Genomic DNA, 17,283 nt, shown 5'->3' with positions numbered 1-17,283 from the left:
CAAACAGTAACTTCCTGCATTATATCAGACTTTTCCTGTTTCCGCAAGCAATGCTCCTCTGCGCTTCCTGCATCCACATGATGCCGGCACTGTCCGGCTTACTTAAGGTCTCTCTTCTCCACGTTATACAGAGACATCCCCGCAAACAGAAAGGAAATCACAGTCAGCACAATGGGAAAGACCGGCTGATCCGCCATGGTAAGGTCTCCCACATTAGCCTGTGTGAGGAAGATCAGCAAAAATGACGTGATGATCGTCGCCTTGGAGGATTTCATCGCCATGCCTGCAAACAGGGCGATAAAGCTCATACTCACAACAGAAAATGATTTTAAAATGAGCGGAATGTAAAAAGAGAGGCTTCCCATGTCAAAATCTATGGCAAAGGGCGACTGCAGGAATCCTGCTCCTATGGACACGCAGGCATAAACGGCTGCCTTTGTGAGAATAAGCGCAGTAAAATTAAAAATCCAAACAGCGGCCATCTGAGAGGCCAATATTTTCTGACGTCTGATCGGATAAGAAAACATCAGATTCATTGTCTTGTTCTTATAGGAGCTCACGATAAAGGATGCCAGCATGACTCCTGCAAACACGAGAAAAGACATACTTGTAAACAGTTCTATGGAAGCAGATATTCTTCCCGCACCGGGCGCGGCATCCAGCGTTCCGTCTGGTTCACTGGCAATTCCCCAAAATGTCAGAGCGAAAATAAACAGGCAGAGAAGTACAGCCACCGCGGCCGCAGCGAGGATATATCGTCCGATTCTGTTTTTCTTCCATTCCAGTCTGATAAGTTTCACCATTACTGTCTCACCTCCTCCGTCATTTTTAAAAAATAATCCTCCAAAGTTTCCGTCTTCTTCTTGATGGAGACAATATCCACGCCGTTTATCATCAGCTCTTTAGAAATTTTCTGCACCGTGATATCCGCCTCGTATATACGGATATTCGTGTCGTCCACAATTTTAAAATTACTCAGCTGCAGTTTATCGGACAGCACATAAGCCGCTTTTCTGACATCCTCGGCCGACAGTTCAATAAAAGCAGTATTTTTTTCGGATATTCTGTCCATGGAAATCTCATCTTTCAATCTTCCGCAGCTTATGATACCGATCGTATCCGCGATATGTTCTATCTCCGAAAGAAGATGGCTGGAGATGATAAAGGTCATACCATACTCTGTACACAATTTGCAAAACAGATCCCGTATCTGTTTCATTCCGGCCGGGTCAAGCCCGTTTGTCGGTTCATCCAGGATCACAAGTTCAGGCCTGCATATGATGGCGCGGGCGATTCCCAGCCTCTGCCTCATCCCCAGAGAATACTTTCTGACAGGCTTGTCTGCGGAATCTGTCAGCCTGAGCATTTCCAGGACTTCTTCCACACTTTTCCGATTATAGTACCCCATGTATTCACAATGAAACCACAGGTTTTCTCTTCCGCTCAGATGGTCATAGAATGTCGGAAATTCGATGATACTTCCCATCCGTTTCAGTACCTCATAGGAAGCCGGACCCAGCACGGTTCCAAACGCCTCGACCGTTCCGCCCGTCGGCTTCCAAAGATTCGTCATCATCTTCATCACCGTGGTCTTTCCCGCCCCATTCGGTCCCAGAAATCCATAGATTTCCCCTTTTTCCACATGAATACTGACATCCTCCACCAGATTTATCCCGTCAATGGTCTTCGTCAGGCGGTCTGTCTGCATGATATATGGCATAATTCACTGCCCCCTTTCTGAGTACCATTATAGCGGCGCGGATTTTCAAAACTCTTGACAAAATCTTACGAATTTCTTTCGAAGAAACTCTCACTGTCCGCTTTCCTGAGCATCAGTGTAAAAGTAGTTTTCACATCCGGCGCGCTGTCCAGAAAAAGGTCTCCTTCCATCTGGACCGCAAGATTTTTAGCGATCGTCAGCCCCAGGCCGTTGCCCTGTATCTCCCTGTTTCTGGAGTCCTCCATCGTATACAGCCGTTCAAATACATGGGCGGCGGATTTCTTATCGATCCCCCTGCCTTTGTCGGTAATATTGATAAATACATGCTTCTCGTCCTCCCGCAAAGAGATGCCCAGATAGTTTCCGTCACTTCCGTAGCGTATCGCGTTGGACAGGAGATTAAAAAGGATTCTCTGCACTGCCTCTTTATTTGCCAGAACATAGATCGGCTTTTCCGGTATGTCTACATCCACGGTGAACCTTTTCTGCAGCAGGATATCATAAAAATCCAGGACGTTTTCCCTGCACACCTCGTTTATATTGAGTCTGGATATGGGAATATCGGCATCGCCTGCTTCCAGCTTCGCCAACGTAAAAAACTGACCGATCAATTCCATGACCTGCTTCGCTTTTATTTCCACTTTTTTAAGAGCTTCATCATCTTCATTGTCAAGGCGCATGATTTCCAAATACCCCAATATAACGGTCAGAGGAGTCTTGATATCATGAGAAATATTGGATAGCATTTTTTTAGATGAGAGCTCCGCTCTTTTAAAATCCACTTTTATTTTCTGACGATCCTCCAGCAGGCGGTCAATCTGCTCCACAAGTCCTATCAAAGCCTTATTATCCGTAAAAACCATCACTTTTTCATCGCTGCCCGTCTCTAAGATCTCCGAAAGCTTTTCGGTTATCTGTCTAAGCTTTGTATACAGATCTTTCTTAAATTTATATCTTTGATACAAGATGACAAAGAACAGGGCGGCGACAGCCGCAGATAAAAAAAAGATCACTGTATTTTCATTCATCGGCCGTATCCCCCAGCTTATAGCCGATTCCCCAGACCGTAATGATATGTTTCGGATTTCTGGGATCGTCTTCTATTTTATTGCGAAGACGGCTGATATGGACATTCACCGCATTTTCATCTCCCAGATATGCGTCTTTCCATATCAAAGAATATATCTGCTCTTTCGTATATACCCTCTGAGGATTCTGCATGAGCAGCCTTAATATCTCAAATTCCTTGGCGGTGAGTTCTATCCGGTTTCCGTTCTTCAAAAGCGAATGATCATTCAGGTTCATGACGAGGCCTCCCTTTGACAAAATCGGCCGTTCTGTGTCAAAGCCAGCGGCATACTGTGTGCTCCTTCGGATGTTCGCCTTGATTCGTGCCAGGACCTCCGAAACAGAAAACGGTTTTGTGATATAGTCGTCGGCTCCTAGTCCCAGCCCCAGCGTTTTATCGGAATCCGTATCCTTTGCCGACAGAATGATGATGGGAACCGTGTTCACCTCCCGGATTCTCCTCATGACCTCCATACCGCTCAGCTCCGGTATCATCAGATCCAGGAGCACCAGGCTGAAATCATCAGAAAAAAACATCTCACAGGCGCTTTTTCCGTCGTATGCGGGAACGACCTCAAAATTCTCGGTTTTTAAAAAATCCCTCAACATGCCGCTTATCTCTAAATCATCTTCCACCAATAATATCTTCATATCAAATTTCCTCCCCATCAGGTTTCCTTCTAATTATATTGCCTCCTCCCCAAATAGGCAAACATAATTCCAATCGTTTGGGAACAATCATGGATATAAAATCAACTTTCCTGCCACAATCCTAAATAATGAATAATAAATATATCTTATTTATTAACAATTTAATAAAAGTAAATAATTCATTGACTTTTTGCTCTGAAGTGTAATATACTCCTGTTGTAAAAGCGCCTTATAAGAATAAAGGAGGAGTATTCGCATGGATTGTAACGGTTCTTCCCTTGAGGAAAAAGATTTGCTGCCTGACGAGCTGGCGGAAAGCTTCACCCATTTTGTCCTGACCTTTTATTACAGGATGCAGGAGCATCCCGTCAACCTGTGCGGGATCAAGCTCAGCTCCCATGCATTCCATGTTCTCTATATCCTGAAAGAGGACCCGAGGGGGCAGGTCCCCATGACGGAACTGGTCACACGCATACGCCGGACAAAGCAGCAGCTGTCCAAGCTGACAAGCGACTTAGAGGACGACGGCCTGGTCGCCAGAGTCCGTATGAAGGAAAACCGCCGGGCCGTCTATGTGACCCTTACCGACAAAGGAAATGAATTTGTCCGCCAGGCCACCGCGTCCATGGTCGGGGCCATGACACAATTTTTAAAGAGCCTTCCAGAAGAAAAACGTACTGTTATCGAAGACGTCACAAACCAGCTGACTGTTTTAATAAATGAGGAGGTATAGCCAATGAAAGAAGTACAGCCGCCGAAAAAACCGATTCTCTTTTATTACCTTATAGCGCTGATCGTGCTGCTGCTGTTAAACGCCCTGTTCTTTCCCAAGATCTTCAGCGCAAAAGTAAGCGAAGTGGATTACGGCGTCTTTCTCTCCATGATCGACGAGGGGAAAGTAAACGAAGTTCAGATTGAAAACAATGAGATCATCTTCTCCGATAAAGAAGAAAAGCCGAACTACTATAAGACAGGAAACATGAATGACGACCGGCTGATCGACCGGCTTTACGGCGCGGGCATCACCTCTTTTGGTACGCCCATTGTCAAAGAAACTTCGCCGATTTTGAGTTTCCTTTTAAGCTGGGTATTTCCAATCCTCATCTTCGTCGTCATCGGACAGCTGCTGTCCAGGAGCCTGATGAAAAAAATGGGCGGATCCATGGGAAATGCCATGAGCTTTGGAAAAAGCAACGCCAAGGTATATGTGGAGTCCAAGACCGGCATAAAATTCTCTGATGTGGCCGGTGAGGACGAGGCCAAGGAAATCCTCACGGAGATTGTGGATTTCCTGCACAATCCGAAAAAATACACGGAGATTGGCGCCAGGATGCCCAAGGGCGCCCTCCTGGTGGGCCCTCCCGGAACCGGAAAGACTCTCCTTGCAAAAGCCGTGGCCGGCGAAGCCAATGTTCCCTTCTTCTCCATCTCCGGATCGGAATTTGTGGAGATGTTCGTCGGCATGGGGGCTGCGAAGGTCCGCGACCTCTTTAAGCAGGCCAGTGAAAAAGCCCCCTGCATCGTCTTTATCGACGAGATCGACACCATCGGCAAAAAGAGAGACGGAAGCGGAATGGGAGGAAACGACGAACGGGAGCAGACTTTAAATCAGCTGCTGACAGAAATGGACGGGTTCGACGGCACCAACGGCGTTATGATCCTAGCCGCCACCAACCGCCCTGAATCTCTGGATCCCGCCCTTCTCCGCCCCGGCCGTTTTGACAGACGGGTCCCTGTGGAGCTGCCTGACCTGCAGGGCCGGGAGGCCATTCTCCGCGTCCATGCCAAGAACATCAAGCTGAGCGACAATGTGGACTTCATGTCCATTGCCCGGACGGCAGCCGGCGCCAGCGGCGCGGAGCTCGCCAATATGGTAAATGAAGCGGCTCTCCGGGCCGTCCGGGACGGCAGGAAATATGTGACCCAGGCTGACCTCGAAGAAAGCGTAGAAGTCGTCATCGCGGGCTATCAGAAAAAGAATAAGATTCTTTCCGATAAAGAAAAGCTGACGGTGGCGTATCATGAGATCGGACACGCGCTGGTCGCCGCTCTCCAAACAAATTCCGCCCCGGTCACAAAGATCACCATCATTCCCCGTACCTCCGGCGCGTTGGGCTATACCATGCAGGTGGACCAGGATGAACGGAACCTGATGTCCAAAGAAGAACTGGAAAACAAGATATCCACTCTCACCGGCGGCCGTGTGGCAGAGGATCTGATCTTCCACTCCATTTCAACGGGAGCCTCCAATGATATCGAACAGGCCACCAAGGTGGCCAGAGCCATGATCACCCGGTACGGCATGAGCGAGGACTTCGGCATGGTCGCCTTTGAAACCATAAAAAACCAATACCTGGGAGGAGATGCTTCTCTTGCATGTTCGGAAAACACCTCCGCGAAGATTGACGACAAGGTCGTCGCGCTGGTGAGAAAACAATATCAAAAAGCAGAGGAGCTCCTAAAGTCCAATCTGGCCAAGCTCCACCAGCTGGCAAAATATCTGTATGATCACGAGACGATCACCGGAGAAGAGTTCATGGAAATCCTGAACCGACAGGATGCCGCCATCCAATAGACTTGATATGCCTGCAAAAGAAAAAGGGAGATTGCACTAGGTCTGTGCATCTCCCCTTTTCATGGGCTAAAAACTCATTTCCGCTCAGCAATAAGCTATATTATCTGAGCTCTGTTCTGCGGATAACGGCATAAGAACCGCTGCCCAGAATAACAATGGCAAGCAGTAACGTCAATACCGGGAATAGATGATTAATCGTTCCGTCGGTCATAAAGCCCATTGCTTTTGCAGAAAATTCTAAGATATTGCTCACCGTTCCGGCTGAAAAAACATATCTGAATAATGCAATGATCAGCAAGACAATACCGCCGACAGCAACTCCCAAATAAATGGATATTGCTTTCCCGGCTTTATTGATCACAAGTATTCCTATATAAAGCAGGCTGCAGACCATGACATAGACGAGGAAGAGCCATAGCCAATTCATAACTATATTTTCGTAGCCATATATCCCTCCATAGAGGGAAGAGTAACCATGGTTAAAGTGATGAATGATATTTCCGGCCGCCGTATCAACAAGCGCCATTGATCCAGATATAAAGCAGAACATGGAAAATGTCGCGGTATAGATATATTTTCGGGTAAATCCGTTTTGTATCAGCATCTTAAAGTCTTCTTTAAACCCTAATACACCCAAAATTCCAACATAGACCAAAGTATTCACTTCTAAACTATTTGTTCCTACCTCTTCAAAACTCCCTGTGCTTATTCCAATGATCAGTGTAATAAGAGAAACGGCAGCATACTGTATGGCATAAAAAATCCAAATATACTTAAACGAGGTCATGCATTCATATCGAATAATAGATTTTAGTTTTTTCATATCAATTGCCGCCTTTCTCTGTCAGCTTAACAAACAGCTTCTGTAAATTCATCGCTGAAAGCTGTACGCCGCTTCCCTGTGGAGCCGGGAACCTTTCCCCCAATACATAGGCGATCTTCATACCGCCCAGCTCGTCATATCCAATCACATTTTTACCGTCGCAGTAAGCGTCGACATTATTTGCCATACCAGAAACGCTGTAACCCGTTTCCAATAAATTTTCCACACTTTCTTGCAGCAATACCTTTCCTTTATCGATCAGGACAACTTCTTCGATCAGATTTGCGACTTCTTCAATCAGGTGCGTTGCAATAATGATCGTCCGTTCGTTGTTTTCATATTCTCTTAACAATAGGTCATAAAACAGCTCTCTGTGATTGGCGTCCAGCCCTAACACTGGTTCATCGAAAATCACATACGGTACGTTAAGGGCCATAGCAACCGTCAATTTGAAAATTGACTGATAACCCTTCGATAACTGCTTAAATTTCTTGCCGGTATTGAGGCCAAACCGTTCGGCGATCTCAAATGCTTTCTTCCTGTCAAAGCTTTCGTAGAAGCAGTCTATCCATTTAAAATGGTCTTTAACTTTTATTCCATCCGCATATAAATCTTCTTCGCTCATGCAAAAAATCTTTTCATGGACGTCCATGTTTTCTTTTGCCGGCATATCATCAATGAGAACCTCTCCCTCGTCAGTAAAAATACGGTTTGCGATAATGTTGATAAGCGTAGATTTTCCAGCGCCGTTTCTTCCCAAAAATCCGTAGATTTTCCCATGCTCAAAGGTAAAAGAAACATCGTCAAGTGCCGTAACATCATGATAACGCTTTGTGACATTCTTAATTTGAATTGCATTCATTGTCATAACCTCTCTCTATTAGCTTGATAACTTCCTCTTTCGACATATTCAGTTTCGCCGCTTCCGTAATCAGAGCCTCTATATACTGGCTGAAAAACTGTCCTTGCCGCTTTGTGCGTATCTTATTGACTGCCCCTTCCTTCACATACATTCCAAGCCCTCTCCTCTTATAAATGACCTCTTCGTCCACAAGCATATTCATTCCCTTCAAAACGGTATGAGGATTTATATTCAGCAGCGCTGATATTTCATTCGTAGAGGGTATCTTTGTTTCCTCCGGAAATATCCCTGTAAATATGGAATCCTCAAGCTGTTCGGCTATCTGAATGAATATGGGCTTATCTGTATTTGTATCTATATACACCGCATCACCCTCTTTGTTTGTATGTTTGTTGCTCAAGTAACTAACCATCTTACATCTTTAATATAGCTGATTCAGGCACGGATGTCAAGAGATTTATATCATTTATTAAAAGAAAAAAGCGCGTATCTCTTTACAGAAACACACGCTTTTAAGATTATTTTATAGACAATGGAATCTCCGCCTCATTTATCGGAATATCTTCTCCGCCACTTTTTTTATATACTCCGGAGTGGTCCCGCAGCATCCGCCGACAATACCGGCCCCCGCTTCCACAAGCTTCGCCATATGTCCCGCATACTCCTCCGCCGCCATGGAATAGACCGCCTCGCCATCCTCCCGGATCACCGGCATGCCGGCGTTCGGCTTCACCAGGACCGGAACGCTCACAGTCTGCCTGATGGTCCGTACCACGGCCTCCAGCTGGTCCGGTCCCACAGAGCAGTTGATTCCGACCGCGTCTGCTCCCATCTCCGCCAGCGCCGCCGCAGTGTCAAAGACGTTCCCTCCAAAGAACAGGCTGCCATCGGATTCAATAGTCATGGAACATATCATGGGCAGCCCGCAGACCTCCCTGCAGGCATCCAGCGCGGCCATGGTCTCTTCCAGCCCAAGCATAGTCTCCGCTACGATCAGGTCCACTCCCGCGTCAGCCAGAATCTGGATCTGCTCTCGGTATACATCCAGCAGCACGCCGTACTCCTCTTCCGTTTTCCCCGTCGTTGTAACGTCTCCCGCTACCAGGCAGGAGTTTCCCACCGCCTCTCTGGAGATTCCCACCAGCTCCCGGTTGATCTCCTCCAGCCGTCCCTCCAGCCCATGGCCGGCAAGGCTTATCCGATTGGCAGAAAAGGTCGGTGCATAGACGATCTGAGAGCCGGCTTCCAGATACTGCTTCTGAAGCTGCACCAGCACTCCGCGGTGGCCGCATATCCACTGCTCGGTACATACTCCCCGGGGCATCCCGGCTTTCATCAGATTGGAGCCGGTGGCCCCGTCCAGCAATACAGTCCCTTTTTTTACAAGCTCCTGGAATTCTTTTCTAGTCATTCTCCGTTCTCCGTTTCTTTTTCCACCCTCGCGCCTTCGTGTTCCGCATCGTCACTGTTTTCCGCCGCAATGCTGAGAAAATCCTTATCTTTATTTTTAAGCCTCGGTATGAACCGTCTGGCAAAACTGCCTTTTCCGCGGCTCTTCACATAGAAAAATCCCACCACAGAAAATACGGCCGCACCGATGAAATTCACAAACAGATCCTTCATGGTATCATAAAGCCCGATGTCTAAATAGCCTCCAAGCCCCAGACTCTGTCCGTTGACGGCTGCATCCTGAATCCCTTTTATGGTGACCGGCACATTACCGCCGTTCGGATCGAGCATCACCGACGTGATGGAATGAAGGATTGTGTCCTTCTGCATATCCAGATGAAAAAAGGTATCCATACCACATTCAAAGAATTCCCAAAGGACGCCGATGGTCATGGAAAAACAAAAGGCTACAATGGCCATAAAAGCCGGAGACAGTTCAAAGGAAAACCTCTCATGACGGTTCAGGATATCCACCAGGGAAAATCCAATGGCTGCCATCAGAAAGCCATTCAGCGTATGTAAGACCGTATCCCAGGCCGGTATCCGGATATAAAAGGCGTTGATCTCTCCCAATATCTCTGCCGAAAAGATGAAGAGCAGCATGATGATCTCAAGCGCGGTCGGAAGCTCGATCTTTATCTTCACCTGGATCAGGCTGGGAATCACCAGCAGCACCAAAGTCAAAATACAAAGAAACACATTTTCATAATTTCCTCTGAATAGCTGCAGGATCATCGTAGCAATAACAAACAGCCGCAGGATAAAATATACGAAAAAGGAGCTCTTGTGCTCCCGTAGCTCCATTCCCAGAGCCGTGCGAAACGCTCCCTTGTTCCGTTTCTTTCTCTTCTTTTCTTCCTTCTCCACGATGTCCTCCTCTTCCATGTTCCTCCGCCGTATCTTTTTTCCATTATAGCGTCAAATAAAAGAAGCCGCAAGCAGTATATCGAAGCCGGCATTTGACAATCATTTCGTTTTATTCTATTCTGTTTAAAGGACAAGGGTATCCGTTCGATCAAAATATGGAAAGGAAATACGCTGAGATGACACCCATTTATATTGATTCCCATCTGCATACAAGCTTTTCCGGCGATTCGGAAACGCTGCCCCGGGCGCAGATAGAGCAGGCCTGTGCTCTGGGCATGCAGGCGCTCTGCATTACGGACCACCAGGATTTCGAATTTCCTGCCGGTGATATAAGCTTCTTATTGGATACTGACGAGTATTTTTCTGCCCTGACCCGTCTGCAGACAGAATACCAGGAAAAAATCCGGCTTGGTATCGGCGTAGAATTAGGGCTTCAAACAAATATCAAGACAGACCTGGCCGCTTATGCGGACAGCTGCCCATTTGATTTCATCATTGGTTCTGTTCATGCCTCCCGCGGAATGGATCCCTACTATCCGGAATTTTTCGAAGGTCTCTCCGAGGATTCCGCATATCGTTCTTATTTTGAGGATGAACTGGAAAATTTCAGGGCCCACGACTGCTTTGACGTGGCAGGCCATCTGGATTTTGTGGTACGATATGGTCCGAATAAAAACCAATATTACAGCTATAAAAAATTCTCCGACATTTTAGATGAAATATTAAGGACCCTGATCGGCAAAGGCAAGGGCATTGAATGTAATACCGCCGGTTTAAGAGCCGGACTCGGGCATCCAAACCCGACGGAGGACATTCTTAAACGTTATCGGGAATTGGGCGGAGAGATTCTGACCATCGGCTCTGACGCCCATCAGCCGGACCACATCGGATATTCCTTTGACCGCGCGGGATCACTGTTAAAAGACTGCGGCTTTCGATACTATACCGTTTTTCGCGGTCGGAAACCAGAATTCCTGCCGCTCTGACAAAGTGGTTTATGGCCGGAGAATTCCTTTTTCTCCGGCCCCTTGACTGGACACAGTATTTCAGCAATATACACAAAGATGTTCATGCAGTTTTCACCATACCAAAATCTCCCTGGATTTTTTTGTTAATTTATATACAAACGAGCATTTCTTGTTTTCGTTTTTAAACATTCTTCCATCATTCTATACAATTTTTTCTTTGGAAACCCCCTCAAATTCCACGAAATTATGCTGTTTTATCTGCTATAATATGAGCCGTGAAGGAAAGAAAGAAACAAAATATATGACATCTTCTGCCGACCTGATATCTCTTACTTGAATCAAGAAAAATTTCAAAACCAAACGTCATAAATATTATAGTGTGAGATATGAAATGTCATATCGGAAAGGATTCTGTCATGTTGGATTTATTATTAACGATTGTTGCCATTGTTGCCGTTTTAGCTGTATCCTTTGTTATCAAAGCTGTTGTGGTCATTTGTGAAGAGCGTGAAGAAACAGCGAGCGCTTCTGATCTTTATACCTCAGCTGTAAGCAGACATACTACTTCCCATAAGAAAGCTGTTGCATAACCCCTTTATCACAGCTGAATAAATTTTGAGCATACGGAACTGCCATAAAGAAAGCTTCTGAAAAGAGGTTTCCTTTATGGCAGTTCTGCTTTCTGGAAATCTTTTATTTCCCTGCGATCGTCTGTCCCGCCATATTCCTGCTTGCAGTCTGTTTCATTCGGCGTACAGAGCCGATACAGACCAGAGCCGTGAGAACATCCGCCGCGGGCTGTGCAAAATAAATTCCATTTATACCAAAAAAACGCGGCAGCATAACGATAAAGGGAATATAGAACAATCCCTGACGGATTACAGAAAGCAGCAGTCCATACCGTGCCGCACCTATTGTCTGGAAGGTAATGGTCATCATGTAGCAAAGCCCAAAGGCAGGGTAAAGCGCCACCTGCGAGATCAAGAGTTTCGCCCCGTATCCGACCACCGCGGGATTCCGGTTAAAGAGCATAATGAGAGGCCTGGATAGCAGGATATAGATCACTGCAACCGCTGCCGTAAGTACGAGAGAAGCCCTTAGCGAAAAGCGTACCGACTCGTGAAACCGTTCTTCATTCTTGGCTCCAAACGCATAGGACGCCACAGGCTGATATCCCTGCATAAATCCCATCACCACATAGCAGCCAATCAAAACTAATCTCTGTACGACTCCATATGCCGCAATGATCAAATCTGAATCCGGCATCGGCTTGGCCGCGATATTGGTCAGCGAAGTCGCCGCAGCCAGGCAGATTTGAATGACTGCCGTAGGGATTCCTATCACCGTCACTGTCTTTATCAGTGAAAAGGTCGGCTTAAAATAGCGTTTTTTGATCTTAATGACAGAGCGTCCGCTTCCGTAAAACCATGCCAGAATCAAAAATGTCACAATCTGGGAGACCGTCGTTGCCAAGGACGCCCCCTCCACTCCCATGCCGAATCCCCACTCAAACATGAATACCGGGTCCAGAACGACATTGAGAGCAGCGCCGGTGATGACCGCAATGGAAGAAATCTTTACGGAAGACTCCGCCCTGGCGGCACAGTTCATGCTCTGGGCAGGCAGATTTGCCAGAGCGGCGATGAACATCCAGAAAGCGTAGTCCTTTGCCTGGGGCAGCACCGCGTCCGACGCGCCGAACATCCGGAGAAGCGGCTCCATAAAGGCGATTCCTCCCAGGCACAGGATTACGCCGATCAGGACTGACATCCCCACTACGCTGGTCACGGTCGTGCCTGCTCCGTCTTTATCGTCTGCGCCAAGCTGCCGGCCGGCCAGTACTGCCGCGCCGGCGGCAAAAATATTTTCCACCGATACCATGATCAAAAGAAGCGGAAGTGTCACTCCCACTGCCGCCAGAGCAGTATCCGAACCCAGCATCCCGATATATGCTGTATCCACAATATTGTACACAGCTTTTGCGAGCAGCGCCAATGTAGCGGGAACTGCCAGCCTGACTATTGCTTTTGATGTCTTTACCTCACCTAATAGAGAACTCATGCCTGTCTTCGCTCCTTTATCTTTTAATAACTCCATAAAGCAGGATGTCCAACGCCCTCCTGCATCTTTGTTCATGCTCTTCCTGGGATTCCCTGCCCATATCTGACGCTCTGTATCCGGCATTGACGAAGTCCTGATACTGTCCAAAGGTCTCAATGACCTCTTCTTTCGTTACATCAGGACGAAGCAGCGCCTGTTCCAGAATACGGCCCAGAATTTCCACATTCAGCTCATCAAAGGTTCCTTTCACTTTTTTTATTTCATCAGCCAAATGACTCGGAGGGGAGATCACCACCTCGCAGAATATCCTCTGATATAAAGGATTTTCCCTGAAAAACTCCATGCGTGTATCGAAATACCGCTCCAACCGCCCCTTCGCATCCTCTGTCTCCGTTTCCAAATGGCGGCGCAGATAGGATATAAGCGCATCGAAGCATTCTCCGACACACATCAGATATACCTGATCTTTATCTTTAAAATGATGATACAGAGCTCCTTTGGAAATATCTCCGTCGCTGCAGATGGAATTAATGGAACCCATTCCATATCCATGTTCCCCAAATTCCCGAATGGCGCTCTCAAGGATCTTCTGCCTGCTGAGCTGATTCTTTTCTTCTCTCTTCATAACTAAACACCTCCGGCACTGAACTCGATTAATACAAAATAGACCACTCGGTCTGTTCTTGCAGTATAGCACAAACAGACCGAGTGGTCTATAATATTTCATCCGTTTATAAAAGTTTAATATTCTGTAACTGTTTTATTTTACAGCCAGCAGCTCAATATAACCGCGTGACCCAATCGGTTCCAGCTGGATACGGGGATTCTCCCTGTCCCACTCGCGGCCAGTCACAGATGGATCGTACTTCCGGATAGATTCCCGCACCTCCTCAATCGCCTGGCAATACTCCTCCTCCTCATATGGTTCTCCCTGAAACATCAGATATTTTGCTGGAGGCAGTTCAATCGTATCAAATCCTTCCGGCACCGGTCCGTCATATTCCATGCCGACTTCCACTCCCTGAACATATTCGGAGGTGCCGGGCTTCCGGTACGTCTCCGGCAGCCAAAGGCATACCGGCTCACCACAGAGGGACTTCATGCTCATGAGCAGCCCCCAAACATCACAGCCTACCTCCTCACAGTAAGGGAAATAATCGGACGCTTCGATACCCCTTTTCAGGATGACCTTGCGGGCAGGCTTGTCAACCTCCTGAATAAACACGTTTTTTACTTTTTCCATAGCAGTTCCTTCCTTTCTGATCTCTCTGTAAACCGCACCGTAGGGAGTGAACAGATATAGAGGAATAGGATTCTCGGCGTATTCACTGGGATTGCAGCCAAATTCACGGAAAAATGCCCTCTGATATCCGTCCACACTCCCAAAACCCAGACTGAAAGCTACATCAATGATCCTGCAGGCTTCGTCCCGCAGCTTAAGCGCAGACTTTGACAGCCGCAGCCGCCGGATATAATCCGCGGGCGTCCGGCCGGTCCATTGCCGGAACAAGCGGTAGGAGTGCCACGGGGAATATAAAGACACCCGTGAAAGATCCGCCAGGGTGATCTGTTCATCCAAATGTACTTCAATATACTCCTGCATCCTTTGCACCGCTTCTGCCTGTTCCTTCATCTCTGTCACCTCCCTACTGCTCCATCCTATCAGATAAAAGAAAAAACCTCTCGACGATTTTTGTCATGGAGCGAACAGAAAGGGGATGATGATCCACCATACTCCAAAACACGATTTCGATTTCAACCGGTCAGTCCTTTTGATATTCCAGGATATCTCCGGCATCGCAGTCCAGAACCTCACAAATGGCAGCCAAAGTAGAAAAACGGATTGCCGTCACCTTATTGTTTTTTATTTTGGAAAGATTCACGTTGGAGATGCCTACCCGCTCGGCAAGCTCATTTAAAGAAATCTTCCGTTCTACCATCATGCGGTCCAGCCGCAGTACGATTTTCCCCATGATAAGCCTCCCTATAAAAGTCCGTCTACATCATTCTGAAGCTGAGCTCCATACGCAAATATCTGAGAAAGGCAGAGAATCAGAATGCCTGTGATAAAACCCTCCAGATTGACACTGATCTCCGCAAATTCTGTGCCGAGCACAAGCCTGGAAATGCCGCTCATGATAAGTCCTGCTGCCGGGACGGCAATATAAAAAATTCCAATCTCCCTCACCATACGCGTGATGTCCTTCTGGAAAGGAGTGCTGCCCTTGGAAAACCATGTTTTTCCCTTAGCTGTTTTGAAGATCAGATAGATATTCCGGAATACCATCGCCATCAAAGAAAGAATCAAGACTGCTCCAATGGAAAACAAAATGACCGCGGCATAACGGACTTTTCCGTCTGCGCCGACCGCTGTCATTTCATAACCATAAACGGAAAGATTTTTTCCCAGCTCCGGCATCACTCTTGTAAGAATGCCGCAGATCCAGTCCCCTGCCACAACCGCGCATACCAACAGTCCCGCCGCGGCCGCCGCCCCTATCCAATGAAGCACCTCCAAAACCTTTGACACCACCAAAGCAATCTTATTCAACTGATTCATATCTTCCTCCTCTATCCTTTTCCGGCGCTTCGCGCCTTGATGATGTCATCATAGCACTTTATTTAATGTATGTCAATATATTTTTATCTATAAACATTAAATATCATCTGTTTATCGATAAGTAACGTTTGATTTTCTCTGCCGGTGATCAATAACACAAAAGCCGCCTTTTCCTGCAGGAGAACTTCCTGCTCCGGAAAAGGCGGCGGCATCTTTGTTATACGGGATGAGGAGGAATCTGAGAGCCGCATCAGGCTCTTAGTCGCCCGGAAAAATCAGCCATCGCTTCTGAAATTTTAATCTGCTGAGGACATACTGCCTCACAGCTCCTGCATCCGATACAGGCATCCGGCCGTTTTTCTTCCGGCACTGCCATCAGGACCATCGGCGCAATAAATCCTCCTTCCGTAAATCGGTGCTCGTTATACAGAGACAGAAGAGAAGGAATATCCAGCTGCTGCGGGCAGTGACTGGTACAATAGCGGCACGCCGTACAAGGCAATATGCGCTTTTTTACCATACCGTCCGCAATTTCCATAAGCGTATCAAATTCCTGACGGTCAAGCGGCCTTTCCGTTTCGAAGGTCCGGATATTATCTTTCAGCTGTTTCAGGTTTGACATGCCTGATAACGTCACGGTAACACTGGGAACCGTCTGCAAAAACCGGAATGCCCATGCCGGCGTGTCTTCTTCCGGACGAAGCTTTTTAAGCTTCTTTGTGTCTTCCTCAGACAGCTCAGACAGCTTTCCTCCCCGAAGAGGCTCCATCACCCACACAGGAATCTGATATTCTCCCAGCAGCTCTACTTTTTTCTCTGCGTCCTGAAAACTCCAGTCCAGATAATTGAGCTGAATCTGGCAAAACTCCATCTGCTCTCCATAGGCCTCCAGAAAACGCTTCATCACATTATAGCTTCCATGGGCAGAAAAACCCAAATGACGGATTCGTCCCGACTGCTTCTGTTTCAACAGATACTCAAAAATACCGTATTTTTTATCCAGGTACGCGTCAATGTTCATCTCACATACATTATGGAACAGATAAAAATCAAAATACTCCACTCCGCACCGCTTTAGCTGTTCTTCAAAGATCATCTCTACTTTGTCCATATTAGAAAGGTCATATCCGGGAAATTTATCCGCAAGAAAAAATCTTTCTCTCGGATACCGGCTCAGCGCTTTCCCTAAGACAGCCTCGGAACAGCCGTCGTGATAGCCCCAAGCCGTGTCGTAATAATTAATTCCATGCTCCATGGCATAGGCGACCATCCTTCCCGTCTCTGCTTCGTCTATTACTGCGTATTCCCCGTCTGTCACCGGCAGGCGCATGGCGCCTAGTCCTAAGGCGGACAGACGCATATCCTGAAATGTCTTATAGATCATATCCTCTTACTCCTTTCAAAACATTTCGTTTTCATTGACTGTATCGTTTCCAAGATAACCATACACCCTGGAGCACACTTTAAGTCAAGAAAAAAATGCCGCCGGTTTAAAATCTTTATCGTTTTCTCCTGTCTAATTCGATATCATAATGTTATAAGGTACTTCGATCGTTTCATCTCCATTTGTCATGGTAAACAGGATACATAGGTCTTTCCTTCTCCGGCCGCCTCCGTTCCTTCGCGGAATACGGTCCATAGAACACCGGATTTAGCTGACTGGAGCTCTGCTGAGCAGC

General features: G+C 47.0%; 19 protein-coding genes. 4 read left to right on the top strand and 15 right to left on the bottom strand.

The window, feature by feature from the left end; all coding sequences use genetic code 11:
* Positions 1–98: 98 nt before the first annotated feature.
* The 4 genes from H9Q78_RS13325 to H9Q78_RS13310 all read right to left on the bottom strand — a co-directional run bounded on the left by H9Q78_RS13325 (position 99) and on the right by H9Q78_RS13310 (position 3,439).
* Positions 99–803, bottom strand: coding sequence for an ABC transporter permease (locus H9Q78_RS13325; RefSeq protein WP_249302359.1), 705 nt, complete (start codon positions 801–803; stop codon positions 99–101).
* On the bottom strand, positions 803–1,720 hold the full coding sequence (locus H9Q78_RS13320) for an ABC transporter ATP-binding protein (protein WP_249302357.1): 918 nt from the start codon (positions 1,718–1,720) through the stop codon (positions 803–805). Before H9Q78_RS13320 ends, H9Q78_RS13325 begins: the two co-directional genes overlap by 1 nt.
* 65 nt (positions 1,721–1,785) lie before the next feature.
* Entirely contained in the window at positions 1,786–2,748 is a 963-nt protein-coding gene (locus H9Q78_RS13315; protein WP_249302355.1) for a sensor histidine kinase, read from the bottom strand.
* Positions 2,741–3,439, bottom strand: coding sequence for a response regulator transcription factor (locus tag H9Q78_RS13310; protein WP_249302353.1), 699 nt, complete (start codon positions 3,437–3,439; stop codon positions 2,741–2,743). Before H9Q78_RS13310 ends, H9Q78_RS13315 begins: the two co-directional genes overlap by 8 nt.
* A 256-nt stretch (positions 3,440–3,695) precedes the next feature.
* On the opposite strand from H9Q78_RS13310, the gene H9Q78_RS13305 reads away from it, so the two are divergent.
* Positions 3,696–4,172: a MarR family winged helix-turn-helix transcriptional regulator gene (locus H9Q78_RS13305; protein ID WP_249302351.1), complete on the top strand. Its 477-nt coding sequence runs from the start codon at positions 3,696–3,698 to the stop codon at positions 4,170–4,172.
* Between the two features lie 3 nt (positions 4,173–4,175).
* On the top strand, positions 4,176–6,014 hold the full coding sequence (gene ftsH, locus H9Q78_RS13300; protein WP_249302349.1) for an ATP-dependent zinc metalloprotease FtsH: 1,839 nt from the start codon (positions 4,176–4,178) through the stop codon (positions 6,012–6,014).
* A gap of 100 nt (positions 6,015–6,114) precedes the next feature.
* Here the strand turns inward: ftsH and H9Q78_RS13295 are convergent, their stop codons facing one another.
* The 5 genes from H9Q78_RS13295 to H9Q78_RS13275 form a co-directional block, all read right to left on the bottom strand.
* Positions 6,115–6,837, bottom strand: a complete 723-nt coding sequence (locus H9Q78_RS13295; RefSeq protein ID WP_249302347.1) for a hypothetical protein — start codon at positions 6,835–6,837, stop codon at positions 6,115–6,117.
* Position 6,838: 1 nt separating this feature from the next.
* A complete protein-coding gene (locus H9Q78_RS13290; protein ID WP_249302345.1) occupies positions 6,839–7,699 on the bottom strand; it encodes an ABC transporter ATP-binding protein in 861 nt (286 codons plus the stop codon).
* Positions 7,680–8,063 carry a GntR family transcriptional regulator gene (locus tag H9Q78_RS13285; protein ID WP_249302343.1) on the bottom strand — a complete coding sequence of 128 codons (384 nt, stop codon included), beginning with the start codon at positions 8,061–8,063 and terminating at the stop codon, positions 7,680–7,682. Before H9Q78_RS13285 ends, H9Q78_RS13290 begins: the two co-directional genes overlap by 20 nt.
* A 186-nt stretch (positions 8,064–8,249) precedes the next feature.
* Positions 8,250–9,110: a homocysteine S-methyltransferase family protein gene (locus tag H9Q78_RS13280; protein WP_249302336.1), complete on the bottom strand. Its 861-nt coding sequence runs from the start codon at positions 9,108–9,110 to the stop codon at positions 8,250–8,252.
* Positions 9,107–9,952 carry a hypothetical protein gene (locus H9Q78_RS13275; protein WP_249304832.1) on the bottom strand — a complete coding sequence of 282 codons (846 nt, stop codon included), beginning with the start codon at positions 9,950–9,952 and terminating at the stop codon, positions 9,107–9,109. The genes H9Q78_RS13280 and H9Q78_RS13275 overlap by 4 nt, the downstream gene beginning before the upstream one ends.
* A gap of 239 nt (positions 9,953–10,191) precedes the next feature.
* On the opposite strand from H9Q78_RS13275, the gene H9Q78_RS13270 reads away from it, so the two are divergent.
* The gene (locus tag H9Q78_RS13270; RefSeq protein WP_249302331.1) at positions 10,192–11,001 is read left to right on the top strand and encodes a histidinol-phosphatase HisJ family protein; all 810 of its coding nucleotides are present in this window, start codon (positions 10,192–10,194) and stop codon (positions 10,999–11,001) included.
* Positions 11,002–11,399: 398 nt separating this feature from the next.
* Positions 11,400–11,573 (top strand): hypothetical protein, encoded by a 174-nt coding sequence (locus H9Q78_RS13265; RefSeq protein ID WP_249302329.1) that lies wholly within the window; start codon positions 11,400–11,402, stop codon positions 11,571–11,573.
* A 103-nt stretch (positions 11,574–11,676) separates the two neighbouring features.
* Here H9Q78_RS13265 and H9Q78_RS13260 read toward each other — a convergent pair whose 3' ends face one another.
* The 6 genes from H9Q78_RS13260 to H9Q78_RS13235 form a co-directional block, all read right to left on the bottom strand.
* Positions 11,677–13,080: an MATE family efflux transporter gene (locus H9Q78_RS13260; RefSeq protein WP_249302327.1), complete on the bottom strand. Its 1,404-nt coding sequence runs from the start codon at positions 13,078–13,080 to the stop codon at positions 11,677–11,679.
* Positions 13,061–13,669 carry a TetR/AcrR family transcriptional regulator gene (locus H9Q78_RS13255; RefSeq protein ID WP_249302325.1) on the bottom strand — a complete coding sequence of 203 codons (609 nt, stop codon included), beginning with the start codon at positions 13,667–13,669 and terminating at the stop codon, positions 13,061–13,063. Before H9Q78_RS13255 ends, H9Q78_RS13260 begins: the two co-directional genes overlap by 20 nt.
* A 135-nt stretch (positions 13,670–13,804) precedes the next feature.
* Positions 13,805–14,677, bottom strand: coding sequence for a helix-turn-helix domain-containing protein (locus H9Q78_RS13250; RefSeq protein WP_249302323.1), 873 nt, complete (start codon positions 14,675–14,677; stop codon positions 13,805–13,807).
* 130 nt (positions 14,678–14,807) lie between these two features.
* Positions 14,808–15,017 carry a helix-turn-helix domain-containing protein gene (locus H9Q78_RS13245; RefSeq protein ID WP_249302322.1) on the bottom strand — a complete coding sequence of 70 codons (210 nt, stop codon included), beginning with the start codon at positions 15,015–15,017 and terminating at the stop codon, positions 14,808–14,810.
* Between the two features lie 11 nt (positions 15,018–15,028).
* Positions 15,029–15,604: a hypothetical protein gene (locus H9Q78_RS13240; protein ID WP_249302320.1), complete on the bottom strand. Its 576-nt coding sequence runs from the start codon at positions 15,602–15,604 to the stop codon at positions 15,029–15,031.
* 250 nt (positions 15,605–15,854) lie between these two features.
* Entirely contained in the window at positions 15,855–16,988 is a 1,134-nt protein-coding gene (locus H9Q78_RS13235; RefSeq protein ID WP_249302319.1) for an aldo/keto reductase, read from the bottom strand.
* Positions 16,989–17,283: the final 295 nt, after the last annotated feature.

The sequence above is a fragment of the Qiania dongpingensis genome (assembly GCF_014337195.1).
Classification (GTDB): domain Bacteria; phylum Bacillota; class Clostridia; order Lachnospirales; family Lachnospiraceae; genus Lientehia; species Lientehia dongpingensis.
The sequence above is the reverse complement of the archived record's forward strand: the minus strand, read 5'-3'. Positions and strand labels throughout refer to the sequence as shown.

Bases quoted from the DNA above. Each gene is read 5' to 3' on its own strand.
- H9Q78_RS13325 (WP_249302359.1), bottom strand. From the start codon at position 803: ATGGTGAAACTTATCAGACTGGAATGGAAGAAAAACAGAATCGGACGA.
- H9Q78_RS13320 (WP_249302357.1), bottom strand. From the start codon at position 1,720: ATGCCATATATCATGCAGACAGACCGCCTGACGAAGACCATTGACGGG.
- H9Q78_RS13315 (WP_249302355.1), bottom strand. From the start codon at position 2,748: ATGAATGAAAATACAGTGATCTTTTTTTTATCTGCGGCTGTCGCCGCC.
- H9Q78_RS13310 (WP_249302353.1), bottom strand. From the start codon at position 3,439: ATGAAGATATTATTGGTGGAAGATGATTTAGAGATAAGCGGCATGTTG.
- H9Q78_RS13305 (WP_249302351.1), top strand. From the start codon at position 3,696: ATGGATTGTAACGGTTCTTCCCTTGAGGAAAAAGATTTGCTGCCTGAC.
- ftsH (WP_249302349.1), top strand. From the start codon at position 4,176: ATGAAAGAAGTACAGCCGCCGAAAAAACCGATTCTCTTTTATTACCTT.
- H9Q78_RS13295 (WP_249302347.1), bottom strand. From the start codon at position 6,837: ATGAAAAAACTAAAATCTATTATTCGATATGAATGCATGACCTCGTTT.
- H9Q78_RS13290 (WP_249302345.1), bottom strand. From the start codon at position 7,699: ATGAATGCAATTCAAATTAAGAATGTCACAAAGCGTTATCATGATGTT.
- H9Q78_RS13280 (WP_249302336.1), bottom strand. From the start codon at position 9,110: ATGACTAGAAAAGAATTCCAGGAGCTTGTAAAAAAAGGGACTGTATTG.
- H9Q78_RS13275 (WP_249304832.1), bottom strand. From the start codon at position 9,952: ATGGAGCTACGGGAGCACAAGAGCTCCTTTTTCGTATATTTTATCCTG.
- H9Q78_RS13270 (WP_249302331.1), top strand. From the start codon at position 10,192: ATGACACCCATTTATATTGATTCCCATCTGCATACAAGCTTTTCCGGC.
- H9Q78_RS13265 (WP_249302329.1), top strand. From the start codon at position 11,400: ATGTTGGATTTATTATTAACGATTGTTGCCATTGTTGCCGTTTTAGCT.
- H9Q78_RS13260 (WP_249302327.1), bottom strand. From the start codon at position 13,080: ATGGAGTTATTAAAAGATAAAGGAGCGAAGACAGGCATGAGTTCTCTA.
- H9Q78_RS13255 (WP_249302325.1), bottom strand. From the start codon at position 13,669: ATGAAGAGAGAAGAAAAGAATCAGCTCAGCAGGCAGAAGATCCTTGAG.
- H9Q78_RS13250 (WP_249302323.1), bottom strand. From the start codon at position 14,677: ATGAAGGAACAGGCAGAAGCGGTGCAAAGGATGCAGGAGTATATTGAA.
- H9Q78_RS13245 (WP_249302322.1), bottom strand. From the start codon at position 15,017: ATGGGGAAAATCGTACTGCGGCTGGACCGCATGATGGTAGAACGGAAG.
- H9Q78_RS13240 (WP_249302320.1), bottom strand. From the start codon at position 15,604: ATGAATCAGTTGAATAAGATTGCTTTGGTGGTGTCAAAGGTTTTGGAG.
- H9Q78_RS13235 (WP_249302319.1), bottom strand. From the start codon at position 16,988: ATGATCTATAAGACATTTCAGGATATGCGTCTGTCCGCCTTAGGACTA.